At 54.5% G+C, this 19,290-nt stretch carries 18 protein-coding genes and 1 pseudogene; 13 read left to right on the top strand and 6 right to left on the bottom strand.

Annotation, left to right across the window (positions count from 1 at the left end):
* The first annotated feature begins 56 nt into the window (after positions 1–56).
* The 7 genes from JMJ16_RS47710 to JMJ16_RS47680 all read left to right on the top strand — a co-directional run bounded on the left by JMJ16_RS47710 (position 57) and on the right by JMJ16_RS47680 (position 5,217).
* Positions 57–332: a DUF2795 domain-containing protein gene (locus JMJ16_RS47710; RefSeq protein ID WP_201393103.1), complete on the top strand. Its 276-nt coding sequence runs from the start codon at positions 57–59 to the stop codon at positions 330–332.
* Between the two features lie 154 nt (positions 333–486).
* Positions 487–1,575 (top strand): DJ-1/PfpI/YhbO family deglycase/protease, encoded by a 1,089-nt coding sequence (locus tag JMJ16_RS47705; protein WP_201393101.1) that lies wholly within the window; start codon positions 487–489, stop codon positions 1,573–1,575.
* 89 nt (positions 1,576–1,664) lie between these two features.
* Positions 1,665–1,814 (top strand): hypothetical protein, encoded by a 150-nt coding sequence (locus JMJ16_RS47700; protein WP_201393099.1) that lies wholly within the window; start codon positions 1,665–1,667, stop codon positions 1,812–1,814.
* Between the two features lie 134 nt (positions 1,815–1,948).
* Positions 1,949–2,638: a dienelactone hydrolase family protein gene (locus tag JMJ16_RS47695; protein WP_201393097.1), complete on the top strand. Its 690-nt coding sequence runs from the start codon at positions 1,949–1,951 to the stop codon at positions 2,636–2,638.
* 117 nt (positions 2,639–2,755) lie between these two features.
* Positions 2,756–3,421, top strand: coding sequence for a phosphoribosyltransferase (locus JMJ16_RS47690; protein WP_201393094.1), 666 nt, complete (start codon positions 2,756–2,758; stop codon positions 3,419–3,421).
* A 177-nt stretch (positions 3,422–3,598) separates the two neighbouring features.
* Positions 3,599–3,823, top strand: a complete 225-nt coding sequence (locus tag JMJ16_RS47685) for a hypothetical protein (protein WP_201393092.1) — start codon at positions 3,599–3,601, stop codon at positions 3,821–3,823.
* Positions 3,824–4,023: 200 nt separating this feature from the next.
* On the top strand, positions 4,024–5,217 hold the full coding sequence (locus JMJ16_RS47680) for a S1C family serine protease (RefSeq protein ID WP_201393090.1): 1,194 nt from the start codon (positions 4,024–4,026) through the stop codon (positions 5,215–5,217).
* Between the two features lie 83 nt (positions 5,218–5,300).
* On the opposite strand, the gene JMJ16_RS47675 is transcribed toward JMJ16_RS47680, so the two are convergent.
* Positions 5,301–5,774 carry a cupin domain-containing protein gene (locus JMJ16_RS47675; RefSeq protein ID WP_201393089.1) on the bottom strand — a complete coding sequence of 158 codons (474 nt, stop codon included), beginning with the start codon at positions 5,772–5,774 and terminating at the stop codon, positions 5,301–5,303.
* Positions 5,775–6,049: 275 nt separating this feature from the next.
* Here JMJ16_RS47675 and JMJ16_RS47670 point away from each other — a divergent pair, with 275 nt between their 5' ends.
* Positions 6,050–6,880 (top strand): CHRD domain-containing protein, encoded by an 831-nt coding sequence (locus tag JMJ16_RS47670; RefSeq protein ID WP_201393088.1) that lies wholly within the window; start codon positions 6,050–6,052, stop codon positions 6,878–6,880.
* Positions 6,881–7,054: 174 nt separating this feature from the next.
* Positions 7,055–7,654, top strand: a complete 600-nt coding sequence (locus JMJ16_RS47665) for an AAA family ATPase (protein ID WP_201393087.1) — start codon at positions 7,055–7,057, stop codon at positions 7,652–7,654.
* Positions 7,655–7,800: 146 nt separating this feature from the next.
* Here JMJ16_RS47665 and JMJ16_RS47660 read toward each other — a convergent pair whose 3' ends face one another.
* Positions 7,801–8,172, bottom strand: a complete 372-nt coding sequence (locus JMJ16_RS47660; RefSeq protein WP_007918587.1) for a VOC family protein — start codon at positions 8,170–8,172, stop codon at positions 7,801–7,803.
* 365 nt (positions 8,173–8,537) lie between these two features.
* Positions 8,538–9,767 carry an ISAs1 family transposase gene (locus JMJ16_RS47655; RefSeq protein ID WP_201377602.1) on the bottom strand — a complete coding sequence of 410 codons (1,230 nt, stop codon included), beginning with the start codon at positions 9,765–9,767 and terminating at the stop codon, positions 8,538–8,540.
* Between the two features lie 189 nt (positions 9,768–9,956).
* Here JMJ16_RS47655 and JMJ16_RS47650 point away from each other — a divergent pair, with 189 nt between their 5' ends.
* The gene (locus JMJ16_RS47650; protein WP_201393086.1) at positions 9,957–10,976 is read left to right on the top strand and encodes a LacI family DNA-binding transcriptional regulator; all 1,020 of its coding nucleotides are present in this window, start codon (positions 9,957–9,959) and stop codon (positions 10,974–10,976) included.
* A 37-nt stretch (positions 10,977–11,013) separates the two neighbouring features.
* On the opposite strand, the gene JMJ16_RS47645 is transcribed toward JMJ16_RS47650, so the two are convergent.
* Complete coding sequence (locus tag JMJ16_RS47645) at positions 11,014–11,892, bottom strand: hypothetical protein (protein WP_201393085.1); 879 nt, start codon at positions 11,890–11,892, stop codon at positions 11,014–11,016.
* Positions 11,893–12,086: 194 nt separating this feature from the next.
* On the opposite strand from JMJ16_RS47645, the gene JMJ16_RS47640 reads away from it, so the two are divergent.
* Together JMJ16_RS47640 and JMJ16_RS47635 are read left to right on the top strand one after the other, a co-directional pair.
* Complete coding sequence (locus tag JMJ16_RS47640; protein ID WP_201393084.1) at positions 12,087–12,872, top strand: thioesterase family protein; 786 nt, start codon at positions 12,087–12,089, stop codon at positions 12,870–12,872.
* Positions 12,873–13,111: 239 nt separating this feature from the next.
* Positions 13,112–13,429: pseudogene (locus JMJ16_RS47635) on the top strand (ABC transporter ATP-binding protein); the annotation flags it as partial.
* Positions 13,430–13,520: 91 nt separating this feature from the next.
* Here the strand turns inward: JMJ16_RS47635 and JMJ16_RS47630 are convergent.
* Entirely contained in the window at positions 13,521–15,632 is a 2,112-nt protein-coding gene (locus JMJ16_RS47630) for an amino acid permease (protein WP_201393082.1), read from the bottom strand.
* A gap of 220 nt (positions 15,633–15,852) precedes the next feature.
* Between JMJ16_RS47630 and JMJ16_RS47625 the strand changes: the two genes are divergently transcribed.
* The gene (locus JMJ16_RS47625; protein WP_201393080.1) at positions 15,853–17,265 is read left to right on the top strand and encodes an APC family permease; all 1,413 of its coding nucleotides are present in this window, start codon (positions 15,853–15,855) and stop codon (positions 17,263–17,265) included.
* A gap of 93 nt (positions 17,266–17,358) precedes the next feature.
* On the opposite strand, the gene JMJ16_RS47620 is transcribed toward JMJ16_RS47625, so the two are convergent.
* Positions 17,359–19,092, bottom strand: a complete 1,734-nt coding sequence (locus JMJ16_RS47620; protein WP_236602043.1) for a serine hydrolase — start codon at positions 19,090–19,092, stop codon at positions 17,359–17,361.
* Between the last annotated feature and the right edge of the window lie 198 nt (positions 19,093–19,290).

Genomic DNA, 19,290 nt, shown 5'->3' with positions numbered 1-19,290 from the left:
CGGGTCAACGTGCTAGCTAACAGAAGCTATAAAATTTTGAGAGGAGCAGCCTACTTATGACGGAACCATATGCACGCCTGGAGAAGTTTCTGAATGGAGTGCAATACCCTACGACGAAAGCCAACCTGGTGGCCTACGCCAAACAATATGGGGTAGAGCAACAGATTAGCGATAAGCTTGTAGAGCTTCCCGAACGTAAGTTTGATACTCTGGCAGACGTGTTGCGTGACCTGGGGTTGGAACGTGGTTCAGAGGCAGAGGTCCATACCGATCTTCACGTCCGCTCAACCAACTATAACGGCAACATTCCTCAGGGTGGTAAAGGAGAATAAATCTAACCTTCCCTTCACTTCCTGAAAGGTAGCAGTTCACGACCTTGCATCAGCGAGGCGGGATACTTCCTATTCGAAAACCTGAGCGCGAAGCGCTAGCCACGACAGTGGCGTTGGTTTTCGCAATAAGAATATTGAGAGAGAAAGAAGTCATATGGAACAACATCTTCCAGGTCAGCAGCCAACAAAGCGCGTCGCGATCCTGGTCGAGAGCGCTTTTGAAGACAGCGAATTTCTCATCCCGTACAACGCGCTCCAACAGGCGGGCGCGGATGTTAAGATACTGGGCTCTCGTGGCCATGTCTCTTATGCAGGGAAGCAAGGTAGAATTTCGATTAATGCGGATGCCAGCACTGCCGAGGCACTGGCCAGGTCATTCGACGCCATCTGTATTCCAGGTGGCATGGCACCTGATACCATGCGTACCAATATGCGCACTGTCCACCTGGTACGCGATGCGTTGCAACAGGGGAAGTTGGTCGCCGCCATTTGTCATGGACCACAGGTTTTGATCGAGGGAGATCTACTACGCGGTAAGAACGCGACCGGCTTTCGCGCGATTCGCAAAGATATACAAAACGCGGGAGCAACCTACATTGACGCGCCCCTGGTAGAGGATGGCAATCTACTTACCGCACGTCGACCAGGTGATCTCCCCATTTTCGCGACAGCATTGTTACAACGCCTGGGCCTGGAGATAGAGGGCAAGAAGTTGTACGATATCAACAATGTCGAAGTTCCCTGGTGGCAGGTCGCCGAGTACTGGGGTGGCAACAGTAAAGGTCAGATCACCGAAGCTATTGAACACGCCTTCCAGGATGAGCAGTATGCGGCGGATATGTGCCTGCAACATGCGCAAAAAGTCGGTGACAAAGGGCTACAGATCATCTACCAGGATCTAGGGGATGAAGCCAGGCAACATATGCAGCTTCTGACCCGGCGCTTGCACGACCTGGGTGGCAATCTTCAACCGGTCAACCAGGATGGCGCCCGTGAGGCCAGGCAGGACTGGCACAACATACACGATAGCCAGGCTGTCCTGCTGCATGTGCTCGACCACCTACAAGCACGAATCACTAGCGTTTACCAGATGAGTTCAACCCTGACAGATCCCATCACGGTCGCCATCCTTGACCATATGGAGGTCTCACTCGCGAAATCTGAGCAAAACCTGGTCAATGCCCTGCAACAGCGCCTGCTGGGAGCAACCATAGAGAGCACCAGGAAGCAGGCAAGACCATAGTGCTATTGACATACACGCCTACTATACATTTTTTACACTTGAAGTGCAGGTATATAGACACCTGCACTTCAAGAAAGGATCAGCGCAATATGGAAGCTGCACTCCCCTATCTGCTTGTGATCGCCTTTTTTATTGTACTTGCCATACTGGTGGTATTATTCGCCCGCTCTTCCCTGGCTGCATCTCCTTCCCAGCCAGCCAAAGAAGAGCACCCGCAAGAAAAGGAAGAGTTTATTTAAGAGAAATAGAGGATACGGTGTAAAAAGGCGGTAGGCCGTTCCACACCATACCCTCACAGGAAACCTTTTCTCTGCTTGCTACGTGTTGTTTTAATACAACTCCTCTGCATGCAAGAAGATAATCGAGGCAGATCATGCAAACCCTCCCAAATTGGAACGAGGACACCTGCTTCATCCCAATCAACGAAAATCTCACCCTGGCTGGTAATCTACGTGTTCCACCTGAGCCAGCGGGCATTGTTGTCTTTGTACACGGCAGTGGAAGTGGGCGCTTCAGTCCACGTAATCAATTTGTGGCACGCTGCCTGCACAATATTGGCATTGCGACCCTCCTCCTCGATCTACTTACCGAGCAAGAAGAGATCCTCGACCAGGTACACGCACACCTGCGCTTCAATATAGCCCTCCTGAGCGAGCGCGTGCTTGGTGCAACACAGTGGCTCTTCACACGGCCCGAGGTGGCACATCTCAAGCTCGGCTACTTTGGTGCGAGCACAGGGGCAGCTGCGGCTCTGGTTGCTGCCGCGCAACAACCCCGCCTGGTTGCTGCCGTGGTCTCACGTGGGGGTAGGCCAGACCTGGCCGGGAACATGTTAGAGCAGGTTCAGGCACCAACCCTGCTCATCGTCGGCTCGCGTGATGAAATCGTTATCCGCCTGAACGAGGAGGCCTACGCACACCTTCACGTCGAGAAATGCCTCGAAATCGTCGCGGGCGCGACCCACCTATTCGAAGAGCCTGGCACACTGGAACAAGTCGCTACTCTGGCTGGCCAATGGTTTACACGCCACCTCGCTTCTCAAGCAACAGGTACGACACACTAGCGATCCAGATAGCGGATTCGCCTCATGGTCCATTATCGGATATACTCGTCTCATAAAGAAGAATGCGTAGCACGTAAGCCACTACACTAAAGGAGGCAACTTAGAGGAGAGGTACGCATGAGCTACATTTATCGCGATCGCAACGACGCCGGGAGGCAGCTAGCCACACTACTGACAGCTTACGCCAATCAGCCTCAGACCCTGGTCCTGGCTCTTCCTCGTGGTGGAGTACCAGTGGCCTATGAAATAGCGCACCAGCTCCAGTTACCGCTCGATGTCTTCCTGGTCCGCAAACTCGGCGTCCCTGGACAGGAAGAGCTGGCCATGGGAGCCATAGCCAGTGGTGGTATTCGTGTCCTGAATGAGGATGTCGTCGAACACTTACGTATACCTGGACCAGTCATTGAGGAGGCAACCAGGCGCGAGCAGCGAGAACTTGAGCGACGCGAACGCCTCTATCGCGCCAACGCACCACCACCCATATTTGCGGACAGAACCATTCTTCTGGTGGATGATGGTCTGGCGACAGGCGCCAGCATGCGTGCAGCCATTCAAGCTATCAAACATCAGCACGCAGCTCACCTGGCGGTGGCCGTACCAGTCGCGGCTATGCCCACCTGCTTCTTGCTGCAAAGTGAGGTTGATCGCCTCATCTGTGCTCAGACGCCCGAGCCATTCTACGGCGTTGGCTATTGGTACCAGGACTTCGCCCAGACCTCCGATGAGCAAGTACGGGAACAGCTCGCGCTTAATCGCCAGGAACTCCATGAGCATGCAACCTGAAATGCATGCAGAGGCGCTCTTCCTCCTAGCTGAGTCAACGAAGGTTCGCGGCTAATCGTGTTTCTGCTAGCAAGCAGACACTATTGGATGACATGCCGCTTTTGCAGAGCTATGTCGCCCGTCGTGTCTTCCTTTGCCATGGACAGGATACAACGATAGAAAGAAAGAGGAGTACGCATGCAAGAGAAACAGGCAACCAATACCGACAACGTGCAGTACGACTTGATTAGCAGCCTGTACCACTCGCTACAGGCTGCACAGACCTGCGAGGCCTACGCCAAGGACGCGCAGCAGAGCGGGAACCAGGACCTGACCCAATTCTTTAGGGACGTTCAGCAAGACTGTAACAAGCAGGCGCAACGCGCCCGAGAGCTCTTGGACCAGATGCGCCCCTCCAGGTAGGGAGATTTGTCGTAAGTGAAATAGTGTGCCCTGGCAGCCCCTAGTTGCCAGGGCGAGCGCCGCAGGCGCGAGAAACCAGGCAACAATACATCCTGTTATGCGCATATATTTGCCCTGGCAAGCCGGTAGAATGGTAGCAACAGCAAAAAACTCTACACAAAAAAACTCTCAGATCTACATATTCAGCAAAGGGCAAGCGCATGAGCGGCAGCAATCATTCAGATGAAACACCTGATCACGAACAGCCTACAGAACCTACGCGTCCAGCGGGCTATGGGCAACCTGTTCCAGAACATCACGACCGCAGACGCAACTGGCCGTTCTTCGCGGGCGTCCTGGCAGGCATCTTCCTTGTCTGTGTTCTCGCGGCACTCCTGCTAAGTCAGAGGCCACTGGGCGTCCTCAATCCAGCTAATCCCCAGGCCACGCCCACCCAGCAGGGCGCCAATGTCCAGATCGATCAGATACGCAGGAAGGTCGCGGACAGCGTCAAGCCCACGATTGTTCAGATTAATGTGAAGACCAGTAGCGGTGGTTCGCTTGGCTCTGGCATCATCATCGATAAGCGCGGCTATGTCGTGACCAACAATCACGTCGTCGAGAATGGGCAGAACGTTGAGGTGCAGCTCGCCAGCGGAGAGCAGCTTCCAGCACAAATTAGAGGCACAGATCCCACCGATGACCTGGCCGTGCTCCAGATCAAGCCCACCCGCAATATGCCGGTCGCGACCCTTGGGGACTCCTCAAGGGTCTACGTTGGCGAAACCGTCATGGCTATCGGCAATCCTCTCGGCATCACCCAGACTGTCACCAGCGGCATTGTCAGCGCCCTCAACCGCATAGTCTCCGAGGGCAGTGGCGGCGCCGTTCTCCCCGATACGATCCAGACGGACGCGGCAATCAATCCAGGCAATAGCGGCGGCGCCCTGGTTGATATGAATGGTAACGTGGTTGGCGTACCCACGCTGGCGGCAATTGATCCCGAGTTTAAGACCCCCGCCTCCGGCGTTGGCTTTGCTATTCCTGCCAATCGCGTCAAGTTTATCGTGCCGCAGATCATCAAAGACGGACGCGTCACCAACTCCGGGCGCGCAGCCCTGGGCATTACAGCCCTCCCACTTACTCCCTTTATCGCGCAACAACGTAACCTCTCCGTCACAAAGGGTCTACTGGTTGCAGAGGTGCAAGCAGGTGGGGCCGCCGAACAAGCAGGCATCCAACCAGGGGATGTCATCACTCAGATCGATAACGTCTCCGTCGAGCAAAACGAAGATGTTAGCCACTATCTGCTGACCAAAAAACCCGGTGACAAAGTGACGGTAAGATACGTCCGAGACAACAACCGGGCAACGGCTCTCGTCACCCTGGGCGAGCTACAAATCCCTACCACCTGAGATACTGAAAGCCTCCCCAGAGTAGCCGTGTACGCCTGTAGCGGGCGGTGGACCCGTTACGGGCGTACACGGCTACTCTGGGTCTAGAGCTGCGGATGGGTTGCCTTGTTTTCCTCGATTTTGGGCGCACTTGCCTCTGGTTCCAGGTTGACGACAATTGGTTCCTGCCCAGTGCGAATAATCACCCAGCGCGAGGGTGTGTCTGGAGAGGGATTGATCTCCTGGTGCGGCACAAAGGGCGGGATATAGATAAAATCGCCCGGCTCAACCTCCTCGCTGTATTGCATTCCCTCGCCCCAGCGCACCTGGCTGTGGCCCGAGACCACGTAGATAACCGTCTCCAACTCGCCATGATGGTGTACACCACTAGCGACCCGGGGCTGCACAACCGTGATACCAGCCCAGATGCCCTGTGATCCGGCAAGCTCACGCGAGACAGCAGCGACCCGCTCCATCCCCGGTGTCTGCGGCGTATTTGCGTCAAACTGCGACGGTTTAATCACGCGCACCGTTGCCTGCTGCTCCAGCCCTGGCTGAACGCCTTCCTGTCCACTCATATCTCCTCCTTATTAAGACTCTTTTGAGCTTATTGTACATTACTGGAGCACTCGGCAACAGCTATAGCCTCTTCTACATCGCTCAAGCACAAAACACAGTTACGCCCTTTAAACTCAATAATATGTAGTGAGAGTCCGCCTATAATGGAAGTGCCAGCACCTGCCTGCTGAGTACAAGCTGGAATGGAGGTGGAGAACGGAGAACGAGAATGTATAATGCAGATGGCAGATGCCCTTTAAAGGGAGGTCTGCACGAGTACGAAAAGGAGGACTCTGTGATCCAACATCTCACGCGCAAGGTGTGCCTCTTTGCGCTGTCTCTCGCTCTACTCCTGGCGAGCGGACAAACGTTAAGCGTCTCAGCACATACGCACAGCCAGTTGAGTAAGTTACCTGTACAACTCAACGCGAAGGCCAGTCTGAGCCACGATCCACGCGGGATGGCCTACTTCGCCCTACGTAACAATGGACTTCATGCGATTGTCACGCTGAATGGACTGGCGCCCAATAGCGTACACCCGGCGCATATCCACAGCGGCACCTGCGAACAGAGCCAGGAGGGCGCCATCCTCTATTCGCTCCCTAACATCACTGCCGATAAACACGGCCTGGCCTACCTGGATACCACCATCAGTGGCTTTAGTATACCCACGACGGCCTTAGCACTCAACGTCCATAATGGGCCGACTCTCGGGAGCGCGATGCAAAAAGTAGCCATTACCTGTGGTGACATTAAGTTCTCCAAAACACGCGCCGATGTCACAATGGGTCCAACCAACGATCCCAACGAGGCCGTCAGTGGATCTGCCACCCTGGCACTCAAAGACCGTGTCCTTACCGTCACTCTGGCGCTCCAGGGCCTCGCCCCCGGCAGCACCCATGCCGCGCACATCCATTCGGGTAGCTGCTATCGCTCTGGCCCGGTCGTCCACGCCTTCCCTGTTGTGACCGCCAGCGCCCAGGGTACCGCCCAGGTCACGGCAAGCTTTAACAACATCGACACCATCCCCGCCTACGGCTGGTACATCCACGTCCACGACTCAACCGACCTCTCAACCCAGACAGGATACAATCCCATCTCCTGCGGCAATATCGTGCGAGGATAAAGAGCACATGAGAGATGCAGGCCGATGCCTGCACCTCTCATCTTATTTTTGTGCTGTGCCCTGGCAGCCTGCGGCTGCCAGGGCACAGCACACCTCCTACCAATGTATGATATTATATGCGCTGTACGCTTGTTTACATAGAAATAAGTATAGACGTTCTCAAGGAGATTCTCTGTGTTTAACGTTTGTCCACAGTGTGGCGAATATTCGGTTGAGAAAACAGTCGATCCCTCTGGACCCTACGCTGTCTGCCCATTTTGCCACTATGCGCATCCATTTCTACAGCAACCGTTGTTCATCATTACAGGTCCCAGCGGCGCGGGGAAAACGACGGTCTGCCTGGAACTGGTTTCACACCTGCACGAGTGCGTTGTTATGGAATCAGATATTCTCTGGGGCCATAATCCTGAGGGCTATCACGAGACATGGTTACGGATCGCGAAAAACGTTGGTCAGGCCGGTCGTCCCGTCGTTCTCTGTGGCACCGCGCTTCCTGAGCATTTGGAAACGCAGCCTGAACGCCGCTACTTTTCGACGATACACTATCTCGCGATGGTTTGTGATGACGCCTTGTTGGAAGAGCGCCTGAAGCTTCGGCCCGCGTGGCGTAATTCAGGCTCGAACAATGTTGTTGAGCGGATGATACAATTTAACCGTTGGCTCAAAGAGCACGCGAGTACGACCAATCCCCCCATGACCCTCTATGATAATAGCCACCAACAACTTCAAGAGACAAGCGAAGAGATCGCTCAGTGGATACGTCAACGGCTCTAGCAAAATGAGCAACTGGAAAGGTTCGCCACAATGACAATTCTTGAGACGCCCCGCCTGCTGCTACACCCCATCCAGCTTGAGGATGCATAGGCAATCTCTAAAAACCAGCCTTCTAGCTTGGAAGGCTGATTTTAGAGAGAGGAAATTTACCAGGCGGGTGCCCAGATACCAAATTCGTTGTTATCGAGGTCAGCGAATTGAGCCCATTTGCCCCAGGGTTGAGTGGTAAGTTCCTGGGTAAGAGTAACCCCACGAGCCTTGAGAGTGGCGCAAGTTTCTTCTATATTGTCGGTATGCAGGACGAAGCCAGTCATGCCCGTTGCGTTGCCGCCACTCTGGCCACGCAGACCCAGCATGATATGGGTCTGTGTGCCGGGAAGGGCAATTTCAAGCCAGCGCTCAGTTTCGCTCATCGGCTGGTCATCTACCTTTTCAAAGCCGAGCTTGTGAACATAAAAATCAAGGGCTTTGTCCTGATCGCTGACACCTATAGTGATAGTTCCGATTTTCGTGAACATGTTTCCTCTATCCTTACCGTTGTTTGTCAGTAGCCATTTATAAGTCTACCGACCGGGATTACATATCCCTGATCGGATTCAGTATACCTTAATCAGGTTTAGGAAAACTTCTCGTATCTTGCTCACTTGCCAGGAGGAGTTCAGTCCACCGCCCTCTCTCATGCGAAGACGAAAAGACAGCGCACATCGGATAAACCCATCTATCAATGCACATTGCCCCACCACGGTTGGGCGCAATCTCTTGTTTATGGAGAACATGCCCATCCTGGCCTGCTCGCATGCTTGTTCTATAGGGGTAATCGGTTTCTTTATGCGCATTCAAGCATATCCTCAGCAACAAGCGCGTTGAACAGGGCTTTCCAATTCTAATAAACCACACATTGTCCAGTAAGAACGAGATCAAGAGCTTGATCAATATGGGCATCAAAGTAGCGCATCTGGCGAGCGACATTGCGGACCCCCACGCGATCCATGAGACTCAAGACGGTGCTATTGAGCTGGGCCAGCAGACTGGGAACCACTCCTGTACGCGTTTGACAACCATCTTCGCCTAAGGTCACATCACGTCGATGATGGAGGCAATTTTCAACGGCCCAATGGGCTCTGATAAGTTCAAGCATGCATGTGGGAGGCGCTTGGTATATCGAGAGACTGCTCAACCCATAGACCACCTCGTGACGGATCTTTCCCGACTTGAGAATGCGCGTGGTTCTTTCCAGCCGAAAGACTTGCTCGATGCCCTCCCAATCTTTGCTAAACCAGTCGTTAAGATCAGGGCTACAAAGAATTTGGCGATGTTCCAAGCGCCCATGCCCTTTGTTCCAGGTTTCTGCCTGCTTCCAGCGCCGTCGATCAGGAGAAGGATCCTCAAAGAAGGCAACAATATCCTCTCGCAGCGTTGGCTGATTGTCCTTGGCAATCAAGATGTAGTCTCCACTCAAACGAAGGACCTGCGCGCACAGTTGCCGTTGAGTATGCATAGCATCAAGGGTGAGAATGCGCCCACGCACCCATGAAGGTGCAAATAAGGGCTTGAGGGCACTGATCTCATTTTCCTTGTCTTGCACATTGCAATGCCAAAGCACGGTGCCAGTCTGCACCTCATAGCAACTGAGTTGATGAACCGGGTGAGCCTCTTTGCTTGTGGCCCGCAGGGCTTTGCCATCAACAGCGACCTGAGCATGTTTGGCTTGGATGCCTGGCGTCAGCAGGCGACTGGGTTCCTCTCCACACCGGGCCTGGGCTTCCCAACGGGTGAAAAAGGCAGAAAGAAGCTCATCGAGATGCTTGCTGTCTACTCTGGCAAGGACATTGCAATAGGTCATCTGGCATGGCATCTGCTGGCGGGAGAGCCCAAAGCGCTGTGCTAAAGGCACTCGATGATGACGAACCCACTCGGTTGCTGCACTCAGGGTCTTTTGCCCTGCTAGTTTGGCAAGCACAAGCAGAGAAAGAACCAAGGCCAATTCGTATCGTTTTCCTTGTTTTCGTCTCGTATCTGAGAGGGCTCGCAAGCTCTGGTACAACGAATTGACGGGAAGCGTTTCTGGGTCGTGTTCGGCTCGTTTTGCGAGCATGAATGTGGTATAGTCCATGCAGAGTTTTCCTTGAGATGTGATTTGGTTTTGTATTCTACAAGGAAAACTCTTCTTTTTCACCTCCTTTGTGAGAATTGGAAAGCCCTGCGCGTTGAAGCTTAGATATTTACAGTGTTCAGGGGCAATGTTATACTTATAGGCAGCGAAACCGATTACCCTTACAGTCATTTATGAAAGAGGCTTGCCATGCCAAAGGTGACAATTTATGACGTGGCTAAACGAGCTGGTGTCTCTGCCGCCACCGTCTCGAAAGTCTTAAATGGAACTGGCCGCATCTCTCCAGAGACTAGCCAGCGGATTCGTGCCGCCATCGAGGAGCTTCAGTATCGCCCCAGCCTGATCGCCAGCGCGCTGAAAAAACACCAGACCTTTAGCGTGGGCCTGCTTGTTCCTGACATTACCAACCCCTTTTATGCCGCCCTGGCGCGTGCTGTCGAGGACCAGGCCCTGACTCACAACTATGCCGTCCTCATATGCAGCACCGATAACATCGCCGAGCGCGAGGAGAAACAACTGGAACTCTTCCTGCGCCAGCGCCTGGACGGCCTGATTGTTGCCACATCTGAGGCCATGGGACAGGAATTTTTCAACACCCTACATCAATCACAGGTGCGCGTCGTCTTTATCGACCGCGTCATTCCCAATGTGCCCTATCCCGTCATCGCGACCGACCACTATCTGGGCAGCTACCTGGCGACCGAGCACCTGATTGAGCTGGGCCACCGTGACATTGCCATCTTCCTGGAGCCACTGACCCTGCGCTCATCGCTTGAGCGCCTGCGTGGCTTCGCCAAAGCCCTGGAGGCCCACCAGATCAAATTCGATGATCACCTCGTCTTTAGCGAGGGTTTTGGCGTCGAGGCAGGATACGAGCTGGCGCAACGCATGCTCGCTCAGAAGGGCTCACAGGAGCTTCCCACGGCTATCTTCGCGGCCACCGACCAGCTAGCCATAGGAGCACTCCAATATTTCCACGAAAAGGGCATCAGTGTACCGGACCAGATCTCGCTTATCGGCTACGATGACATTCAAATGGCAAAAATGGTCTCGCCACCCCTGACGACCGTCGCCCAACCCATAACCGCGCTTGGACATCAAGCCTTCCAGGTACTCCTGGGCACTCAGGCCCTCTCCGCAACAACCACATTGCTATCGCCCAGGGTTGTCGTTCGTAGCTCTACAGCGGCTCCCCGCCTACAAAGCTAGCGGGCGAAAGCAACACTACATGTAATCCAGGTAGCCCCTATGGACGAGGGGAACCCATAGGGTTGGGCATGGGAACACCACCCTGGTCCACAATGCACGTGCTAAGTGGGCGTACCAGCTCTATGAGACGCTTGTATTTCTCTTCACCCAGATGTTGCCAGGGCGGGAGTGCCAGCCAATCTGTGCGATTTTCGATAGCTCGATGCAGAGCCTTACCGCTTGCTGTAGCGCGCCCTTCTTTGTCGAGCAGTCCTCTCTGGTGCATACGATGCTCGGCAGCCTGCCAGTCTTCATCGCTCCAGCCTCGATGAGGCTGTATGGACTCCCTGGCAATATTTCCCACACTTCCCTGAAGCACGTGCGCCTCACAGCCATCAACCCCTTCGCCCAGTAAGGCAACAATGTGGCCATCGCCCCGATACTCACGCAGCAAGGTGGCGGCATGCCAGAGCACAAGATGCGGCTCTTCAGGCCATTTCGTGTCGCTATAGGCCGCGAAGAGGGTGCGGCCAATCACGGAGCAACCCACGACCGCCTCTCGCGCCAGTTGAGCCGCCTCTGCCAATTCGTGCGAAGCAATGCTCTCTCCCAGCAAGCGACGCAAGGCCTTGTCGGCAGCCTGTACACGGGCACTCCAGACACGCTCAGGGGTTGAGAACTTCCAGGCATCGGGAATGGCGCGCGCAACCATGCGCGGATGAAAATTATAGAAGGTGGCGCTCACAACGGAGGCGGAGACTGCACCCAGGGGAGCGGCCCGCGAGGCAAAATATCCCATCCAGAAGCCTTTCAGACCCACCTCCTTGTAGGCCTCGCGAGCCTCGGGAGCGAAATAAATCATCGCATTATACGGCTCCAGCACAGCCCAGGCCGTACGCGCAACGGATAAATCAGGCTGATCGTTCGCAATAAACACATGGCCTCCTTTGGCTCTACACGTTCAACAATGAAGCGGCTGCTTGTCGTTATTAAATGATGCGTCGTACAATGACAGATCAGGTACATATTTCAGCACCAAACACTATTATCGCACACACGCGGGAAAGGGATATTCAAGCGTACTTCCCATTTTAGGCACGCGCTATGACTATAGGACGCTCAGGAGAAGACATGATAACACAGGCCTTCTGGATCGAGGAAGGGGAAGACACCTTCCGCGCAACAATACATACACAGGGACCCTGGCATCCAGACTTTCAGCATGGGGGACCGCCAGCGGCCCTGCTGGTGCGCCAGATAGAGCGTTGCTCGCCACGACCAGGTATGATGCTAGCACGCGTCTCCATCGACATCCTTGGACCTATGCCTATCGCTACCTTTCACGCCACCGCACGCGTGGTGCGCCCTGGGCGCAGCGTGGAACTGCTGGAGGCCTCACTCGAACATGAGGGAAGAACCGTCATGCGTGCCAACGCCTGGCGCGTAAAACTACCCAACGCGCAGCCACCCGCGCAAGCTCCCGAGCAGGCTCCCCCTATACCAGCAGAGACCACCGATCCCACCCAGACTCCTGCCTGGAACTGTGGCTTTCTAGCCGCGACCGAGTGGCGCTTCGTCCACGGCAACTATGCCCAAATTGGCTCGGCCATGGCCTGGATTCGCCTGCGCTACCCTTTGTTGGCAGAAGAAGATATGTCCCCCACCCAGCGCCTGGTCGCGACCGCCGATTCGGCCAACGGCATTAGTAGCGCGCTCGATATCAGCACCTGGCAATTTATTCCACCTGAGCTAACGCTGCATATTCTGCGCCCACCAACCGGCGAGTGGCTCTGTATGGATGCGGCGACCCTCATCCAGAGCGAGGGAACCGGCCTCACAACCTCCAAACTCTATGATACCCATGGTCTGGCCGCTCGCTCCGCTCAATCTCTCTTCATCTCACGGCGCCCCCAGTAAAAGCCCATGGGACTCATGCTCCACCAGGACACAGTCATAAACTCAAAGAAAAAACCAGTAGCTTGCTCGCAAGCTACGCTCAGGCAAAGGTCTCATTCACGCGCCTGGAGTCTCTTCTGCCAGAGACTAGGCGAGATGCGCTAGTAGCGCATCTCGCCTAGTCTCTCTACAAGGAGATTGGCCGGAGATCCCTCCCATCAAGGCTCAGGCAACGCCACTCGAATGCCTTGAGGTACACACTAGAGCAGGGCCTGGAGACACTGGTGGGGACGCGTGGCGTCAAGCTTTCGGGTGGGCAGGTCCAGCGCACAGCGGCGGCGCGCATGCTTATACGCGAAGCCGAGCTCCTGGTTTTTGGCGACCTCTCCAGCGCACTCAATGTCGCAACCGAACAGCTTCTCTGGGAACGCCTCTTCGCTGGTGGAGAACGTACCTGCCTGGTGGTTTCGCATCGCCCGGCGCTTTTAGAGCTAGCCAACCAGATCATCGTCCTGAAAGATGGCCGCGTCGAAGCCACCGGGCCCCTGGACTCGCTACTAGAGACCTGCGAAGAGTAGCCTGACGCTGCTAAAGCAAGTGTCTACATATAAGGGTACGGGCATTTCGCTCCATGATATGCAGATGCGTGCTTTAGCAACGTCACTCCTCTTACTTCGCGAGGCAGACGCGGTTGCGTCCGGCGCTTTTGGCCTGGTACATGGCAAAATCGGCGCGCTCTATGAGCTGCTCACGACTGCTGCCATGCTGGGGATAAAGTGCGATTCCAAGACTAATGGTGATGGTGATGCAACGGGCTTCCCCCTCGTGTTCCCAGCAGAAGGGTTGGGTGGCAACTGCCTGGCGTAGGCGCTCGACAATGCTCACAGCCTCATCTGGATGGGCGATATCAGCCATAATCAGGGCGAACTCCTCTCCACCATAGCGGCTGGCGATATCGTTGGCCCGCAATCCGGAGCGAAGGCGCCTTCCAAGCTCGTGCAAGACCAGGTCGCCCACTCGGTGGCCCCACTGATCATTGACGCTTTTAAAGTGATCAAGGTCAGCGAAGACCAGCGCCCAGTTCACGCCGGTGCGCCGACTGCGTTCCAGGGCCTTATCCAGTTCCGTCATCAAGGCGCGATGATTGGGTAGGCCGCTTATGGGGTCAGTCAAGGCGGCCTGCTCCTGCTCGCGATACAACTTCTCCAGCTCAACCATGAGCTCTTGCTGCCGCTGATAGGACTGCTCAAGCTCCTTGCGCAACGCGCGCTCGCGCTGCGAGACAAAACGTTCCTCATCGAAGAGTGCTCTCACACGTGGCACCTCTCCTAGAAGGAAACTTGCGATTAATGTGCTACACGTCACAAAGAGGACGAGGAGTCGCCAGGAGTCATTGGAGAGAAACTGAGGAATCCAGGAAATCGTGACGGTTATCCAGATACCCATACCTGCGGATACCAGGTGTAACACAGCACATAGCAAAACCAGCACATTTTTCCATGTACGCTTGCTACGATTACCGGTGCGAAAGAGCAGAAAGAAAGGGATTGCCAGGAGGGCCGCCGCAAAAGTTAGGAAAAGCAGTTCGGAGACAGCATACAAAATACTAGAAATGACCTCGAAGATCGCGCTAGGAAAACTGAAACCGTGACGGAAGAGGACAACCACCAGGATCGAGGCACAGATAACAAGTGCCACAGCCAACGCCTGCACCGCGATACTCATCACAGGCACACCAACCCGATTGAGCGTGGCAATACTACGCGGGATACGCCTGTGCTGCGCCAGGGTCACAAGCAAACGAGATGCAATAATGGTGATCGCCATCGTTTGTAGTAGGTGAGCACTCGCTATGACACTCAGAGCAATGACTCTTCCTGGCGGTCCGAACAAAAGCGTAAAGACGGCACCGGCAGCATCGTTGACGCTCGCAAAGTGCGAAATCGTCAGCAAACTCCATGCGCATAAGAGGTAGATAATAAAGATCGCGCCTGCTCCCCACCAGACATAATTCGAGGCCCGTCGCAAACCAGCGTTGCCCCCCTGAACCTCCTGCCCCAGAAACAGGGGAAAGATCAAGCCAGTAAAGCCAACGAGAGTCAGACTATATGTGTGCAAGTAAAGTGTTGTCACATCTTCCCTTGATGGAGTGGGCGCAACCCAACCAAAGGCATGCGCATGCCATCCCCACCAGAGCGTCCCCAATGTCAGAAGCAACACAGACACAACGTAACAGATACATACCACAAAAAGCCATTTTGTGAGCCTCCGCAGTGGTATACAGGCTAATGCAGCAGCCAGGCCTAGAATGGCCAGCATCAAGAACAAGCACAGAGCCAGGTTATCAAACCAGGAAGATAACAGGAAGCGCAAAGAGGCAAAAGTATCCTCAACCATCGTCGCGTTTATCATCACGATGCCGCACCAGCCCATAAATGTGATGAGAAAACCCAACGTTGGCCCATACACAATGCGTGCCCATACATATGGGCTCCCTTTACCTGGTAAACGCCGCACAAGCCATTGACCTAGAAATGCCTGGGGAAGCATAAAGGTTATGAAACCAAATAACCAGAAGAGAAGCGAGAGGCTACCGGCAGAACTTGTGGCATTAATTTTAGGCAGCAGGACCACAGTAATAATAGTCAACACAACCAGGTCGGATGTCCGAAGTACTGCTGGCAGCTTTAGGAGAGGAACACGCACGCGCGCCGTGTCTTGAACCTTTGTCGTATCTGCCCTTTTGGTATGCGCGAACTTTGATGATGAAGCTGAATGCATAGTTCGCCCCTCCACATATAGCAATGGGAATCAGTACAGCTAAACTAAACTGCCTCTGTTTGTAGTGTACCCACAAGACTCACTCTACTATGCAAACGGTTAAAGCCTCCCTATGTGATATAGTACAGCTAACAAGCAGCATTCAACATCATCGATCTATCTGGGTAGCTTACTGTCTTTCCATTGATGTTTTTCTCTATTTTTTTTCAGGAGACCGCCCATGAGTGATGTACTTGTCCAGCCCCCAATGGAGGGGGAAGGGGCCTCGGCGCTACGGCGGAATACGCTGGGTCTGCGTCACGCGATTGTTATTTCGGTGGCTGTTATGTCACCAGCTGCCTCAGTTTTCTTCAACACTATTCCTCAGGCTGGACTGGTTGGCGCAGCCATTCCGCTGTGCTACCTGGTGGGATTTGTGATCGCTTTGCTGGTCGCGAATCAGTACAGCGAATTCTCGCGCGAGATCCCTTCCAGTGGCTCGGCCTACACCTTTGTTTTGGAGGGGCTAGGTCCAATTCCAGGATTTCTTACCGCCTGGGTTGGCCTGGCAGCAGTCGTCACTGGCGTACCCTATTCCTTTGTGCTGCTTGGTGCCAACCTGCAAACGCTGGTCCTGCGCTGGTTCGGCCTTAATCTCCACTGGAGCTTCTGGTTTGTGCTAGCCATAGGCCTGGCCTTCGCCATCTGCTACCTGGGCGTGCGCCAGTCCTTGAATGTGGACCTGACCTTCCTCGTCTTCGAAATTGGCGTGTGCCTGATTCTAGCAGCCATCGTCCTCTTCCATGTGGGGCAGCAGGGAGGACTGAGTCTGGTTCCATTCACCCTTCAGACCGTGCCCGCCAATGGTGACATCACTGCTGGTCTAATTCTCGCGACTCTCAGCTATATTGGCTTTGAGACCGCCGCCGCTCTGGGCGAGGAGACGCGTGATCCTCATCGCAATATTCCACGCGCCGTCTTCGGTTCCATGCTCGTTGTCGGCATTTTCTATGTGCTCATGGCCTATGTCGGCACAATCGGTTACGGTATTCCGCACATGGTCAATGGTTTCGCCAACGATCCCGCGCCCTTCGATACCATTGGTCGCCTCTATGGTGGTCCCATACTAATCGTACTCATCGATATCGTGGGGCTACTCTCCTTCTTTAGCGCGGCCCTGGCAATCATCAATGGTGGCGCGCGCATCCTCTACACAGTGGGTCGCGACGGCCTCTTGCCTCGCTGGAGCACCTGGCTGCATCCCAGGCGCCAGAACCCCATCGGCACGGTCATCATGCTATGCGCCCTTGGCCTGGTCATCGGCCTACCGCTGGGCTTCCTCTTCACACCCATCCAGGCCTTTGGCTTCCTGGGTACACTCGACGCCGCCCTGGTCTTGATCATCTATGGCCTGGTCTCGGTCGCCAGCATTCTCTTCTTCTGGCGCAAACGCCGCGCGCGCTTCAACGTCTTCCTCCACGCCCTGCTCCCAGGGCTGGCGACTCTGATTATTGCGGGCATCTTGGCAGCGGTCTTTATCTCGCCCTCTCCCTGGCCACTCAACCTCATTCCCTTTGTGCTCGGGGCCTGGCTCATTCTGGGATTCGTCCTGCTCTTCGTCCTGCGTAAAAAGCTAACCACACAGATCATGTAGGGAGGAAACAAACTTCTCGCCACTACATGGCTCGCAGGGTAAAAAGGGATGGCGACGGGCTGGCTCCGCCAGCCCGTCGCCATCCCTTTACGTTTAGGAGAGCAATTTATCAGCGATGGCTTTGCAGACATGGCGTACGATGCCCTGGCCGTCCTCAAGGGCGTTCTGCCCCTGGGTGTAGACGGCAATGATATAGGTCTCCTTGCCACGCGTAATGATGCCCGAGGAGTTCATAACCCACAACGAGTCGGGACCAACTACCCAGCCATCTTTGAGCGCGACTAAAGCTCCCTGGGGCACAGTGTCGCCGACGCCCACCTGCTGATCAGTCTCTACATTCCGCATGAGGTTGAGAGCGATGGAGCGATCATAGGGTGTCAGGATCTTCCCTTGCTGCAAGAGGGTCAACAGGGTGACCATCGTCTGTGGCGTCACAGTGCTATAGCCCCACGCATCATCGTTGGGTTCAAGACCCGTGATGCCTATCTTCTGGAGATAGTTCGTAATAGCTGATGCTCCCCCAAGCTCGTCAAAGAAGAGCGCGGAGGCGGAGTCATTGTCAGAGTTCTCGATCATCGTGGTCAATAATTGCATCTGATCATCATCTGGCTCCTGGCCCTGACTCTCCAGTTTATCGAAAAAGGCCAGCATGATAGGCACCTTCATCGAGCTCGCCATGGCGAATGATATATTCCCATTATAGGTATATGTACGCTGGCGCGTGATATCATAGACCGCGACCCCTACACTATCGCCATTTTGCCTCAGGTATTTCGCCAGGTCAGATGAGAGCACATCTATCGACGCGTGCGACAACATAGTGCTGGGAGCGTTGTAACTCACCGCGGAGGCTGTAATCCAACCATTTCCGCTATTCTTTGGCGCGGACCACTGCACGTGATACCAGAGCATACCCGACTGCCACTCAGCCTCACCCAACAGCGTCAGGGGAAAATTCTGTCCCACATGCGCCATTTCCTGACCCTTCACAGGCAGGCTAAGCAGAGATGATTCACCTTGCGCCCAGACGGTCTGCTGAGTCTTCACAGCAATATCGGGTCCACCCAGGGTGTTCAAATAATCCAGCCCCGAGGTCACACGCTGCACAGTTGGGTGTCCGGAAGCGTCCAGTGTATCTTGATCAAGCAGCAGGGCATCACGCTCAAACACCTGGACCTGCATATGGTGGATCTGTCCATCTTTTTTCACGGTAAAGGGCACTACCTCAGTCTCCGGCAGACCAAAATCCTTCTGCCAACCATCGGGGGAGATATCCGCGCGATTCATATACGTCCATAAGGTCTGTGGAATAAAATGACCAACATCCTGGCCCAGGAAGGTACCCATCTTCACAAAGACATTCTTACTCAAGGGAGGAGACAAAGCAGCATGCTTCGCAAGTAGCGAGGAGCTAATCATCCTTCGTACATTGACATAGGTTAACGAGCTTCCCTTGCCCCCAATGGGCACCTGGCTGCCCGCGTTCAATAGAGAGGGCAGCAGCGAGAGGCGCTCAACTCCTGTCGAGCGGTCACTCACACCCTTGCTAATCAAATTTGCCATCACATCTTTTGCGCCCGCCAAATCACCCTGCTGCTTGTCTGGCAGAAAGAGAGCGCCCAGGCTATAAAATTGCAGCCAGCCACGATTCGTCGGGAAGGCAGCCGTTACTGGCACGCCTAGATTCGCCCCGCCATTATGCTTCTGATAATACCCCTCAAAGAGGGGAGAAACTTTGAGGGCTTGAGACGAAGCGAGAGAAAACGCGAAATCCGGCTCTGTAACCTTGCCATCACTCTCCCAACGCTCTCTCCGACTGACCGCCACTACGCTCCCCTGTTGCGCAGAGAGCGAGCTAGAGGTCAGGCCTATGCATAATAAGGTGCTAAATACTAGAAGTACTATGATAATTAAAGTATTTTTGGGAGAAAGAGGTTTTATGCGTGTTCTTTTCGCCTTCTTGCTTCGCTCTTGCATGTTGCTTCTTCTCTTCTTCGTCTCTAATGCCCTCTTTGAATACTAGCA

Source organism: Ktedonobacter sp. SOSP1-52 (assembly GCF_016587395.1).
The sequence above is the reverse complement of the archived record's forward strand: the minus strand, read 5'-3'. Positions and strand labels throughout refer to the sequence as shown.

What these genes read in the sequence shown, in the direction of transcription:
- JMJ16_RS47680 (WP_201393090.1), top strand. Translation starts at nt 4,024, where the DNA reads ATGAGCGGCAGCAATCATTCAGATGAAACACCTGATCACGAACAGCCT.
- JMJ16_RS47650 (WP_201393086.1), top strand. Translation starts at nt 9,957, where the DNA reads ATGCCAAAGGTGACAATTTATGACGTGGCTAAACGAGCTGGTGTCTCT.
- JMJ16_RS47640 (WP_201393084.1), top strand. Translation starts at nt 12,087, where the DNA reads ATGATAACACAGGCCTTCTGGATCGAGGAAGGGGAAGACACCTTCCGC.
- JMJ16_RS47630 (WP_201393082.1), bottom strand. Translation starts at nt 15,632, where the DNA reads ATGCATTCAGCTTCATCATCAAAGTTCGCGCATACCAAAAGGGCAGAT.
- JMJ16_RS47690 (WP_201393094.1), top strand. Translation starts at nt 2,756, where the DNA reads ATGAGCTACATTTATCGCGATCGCAACGACGCCGGGAGGCAGCTAGCC.
- JMJ16_RS47655 (WP_201377602.1), bottom strand. Translation starts at nt 9,767, where the DNA reads ATGGACTATACCACATTCATGCTCGCAAAACGAGCCGAACACGACCCA.
- JMJ16_RS47705 (WP_201393101.1), top strand. Translation starts at nt 487, where the DNA reads ATGGAACAACATCTTCCAGGTCAGCAGCCAACAAAGCGCGTCGCGATC.
- JMJ16_RS47695 (WP_201393097.1), top strand. Translation starts at nt 1,949, where the DNA reads ATGCAAACCCTCCCAAATTGGAACGAGGACACCTGCTTCATCCCAATC.
- JMJ16_RS47625 (WP_201393080.1), top strand. Translation starts at nt 15,853, where the DNA reads ATGAGTGATGTACTTGTCCAGCCCCCAATGGAGGGGGAAGGGGCCTCG.
- JMJ16_RS47660 (WP_007918587.1), bottom strand. Translation starts at nt 8,172, where the DNA reads ATGTTCACGAAAATCGGAACTATCACTATAGGTGTCAGCGATCAGGAC.
- JMJ16_RS47685 (WP_201393092.1), top strand. Translation starts at nt 3,599, where the DNA reads ATGCAAGAGAAACAGGCAACCAATACCGACAACGTGCAGTACGACTTG.
- JMJ16_RS47675 (WP_201393089.1), bottom strand. Translation starts at nt 5,774, where the DNA reads ATGAGTGGACAGGAAGGCGTTCAGCCAGGGCTGGAGCAGCAGGCAACG.
- JMJ16_RS47710 (WP_201393103.1), top strand. Translation starts at nt 57, where the DNA reads ATGACGGAACCATATGCACGCCTGGAGAAGTTTCTGAATGGAGTGCAA.
- JMJ16_RS47700 (WP_201393099.1), top strand. Translation starts at nt 1,665, where the DNA reads ATGGAAGCTGCACTCCCCTATCTGCTTGTGATCGCCTTTTTTATTGTA.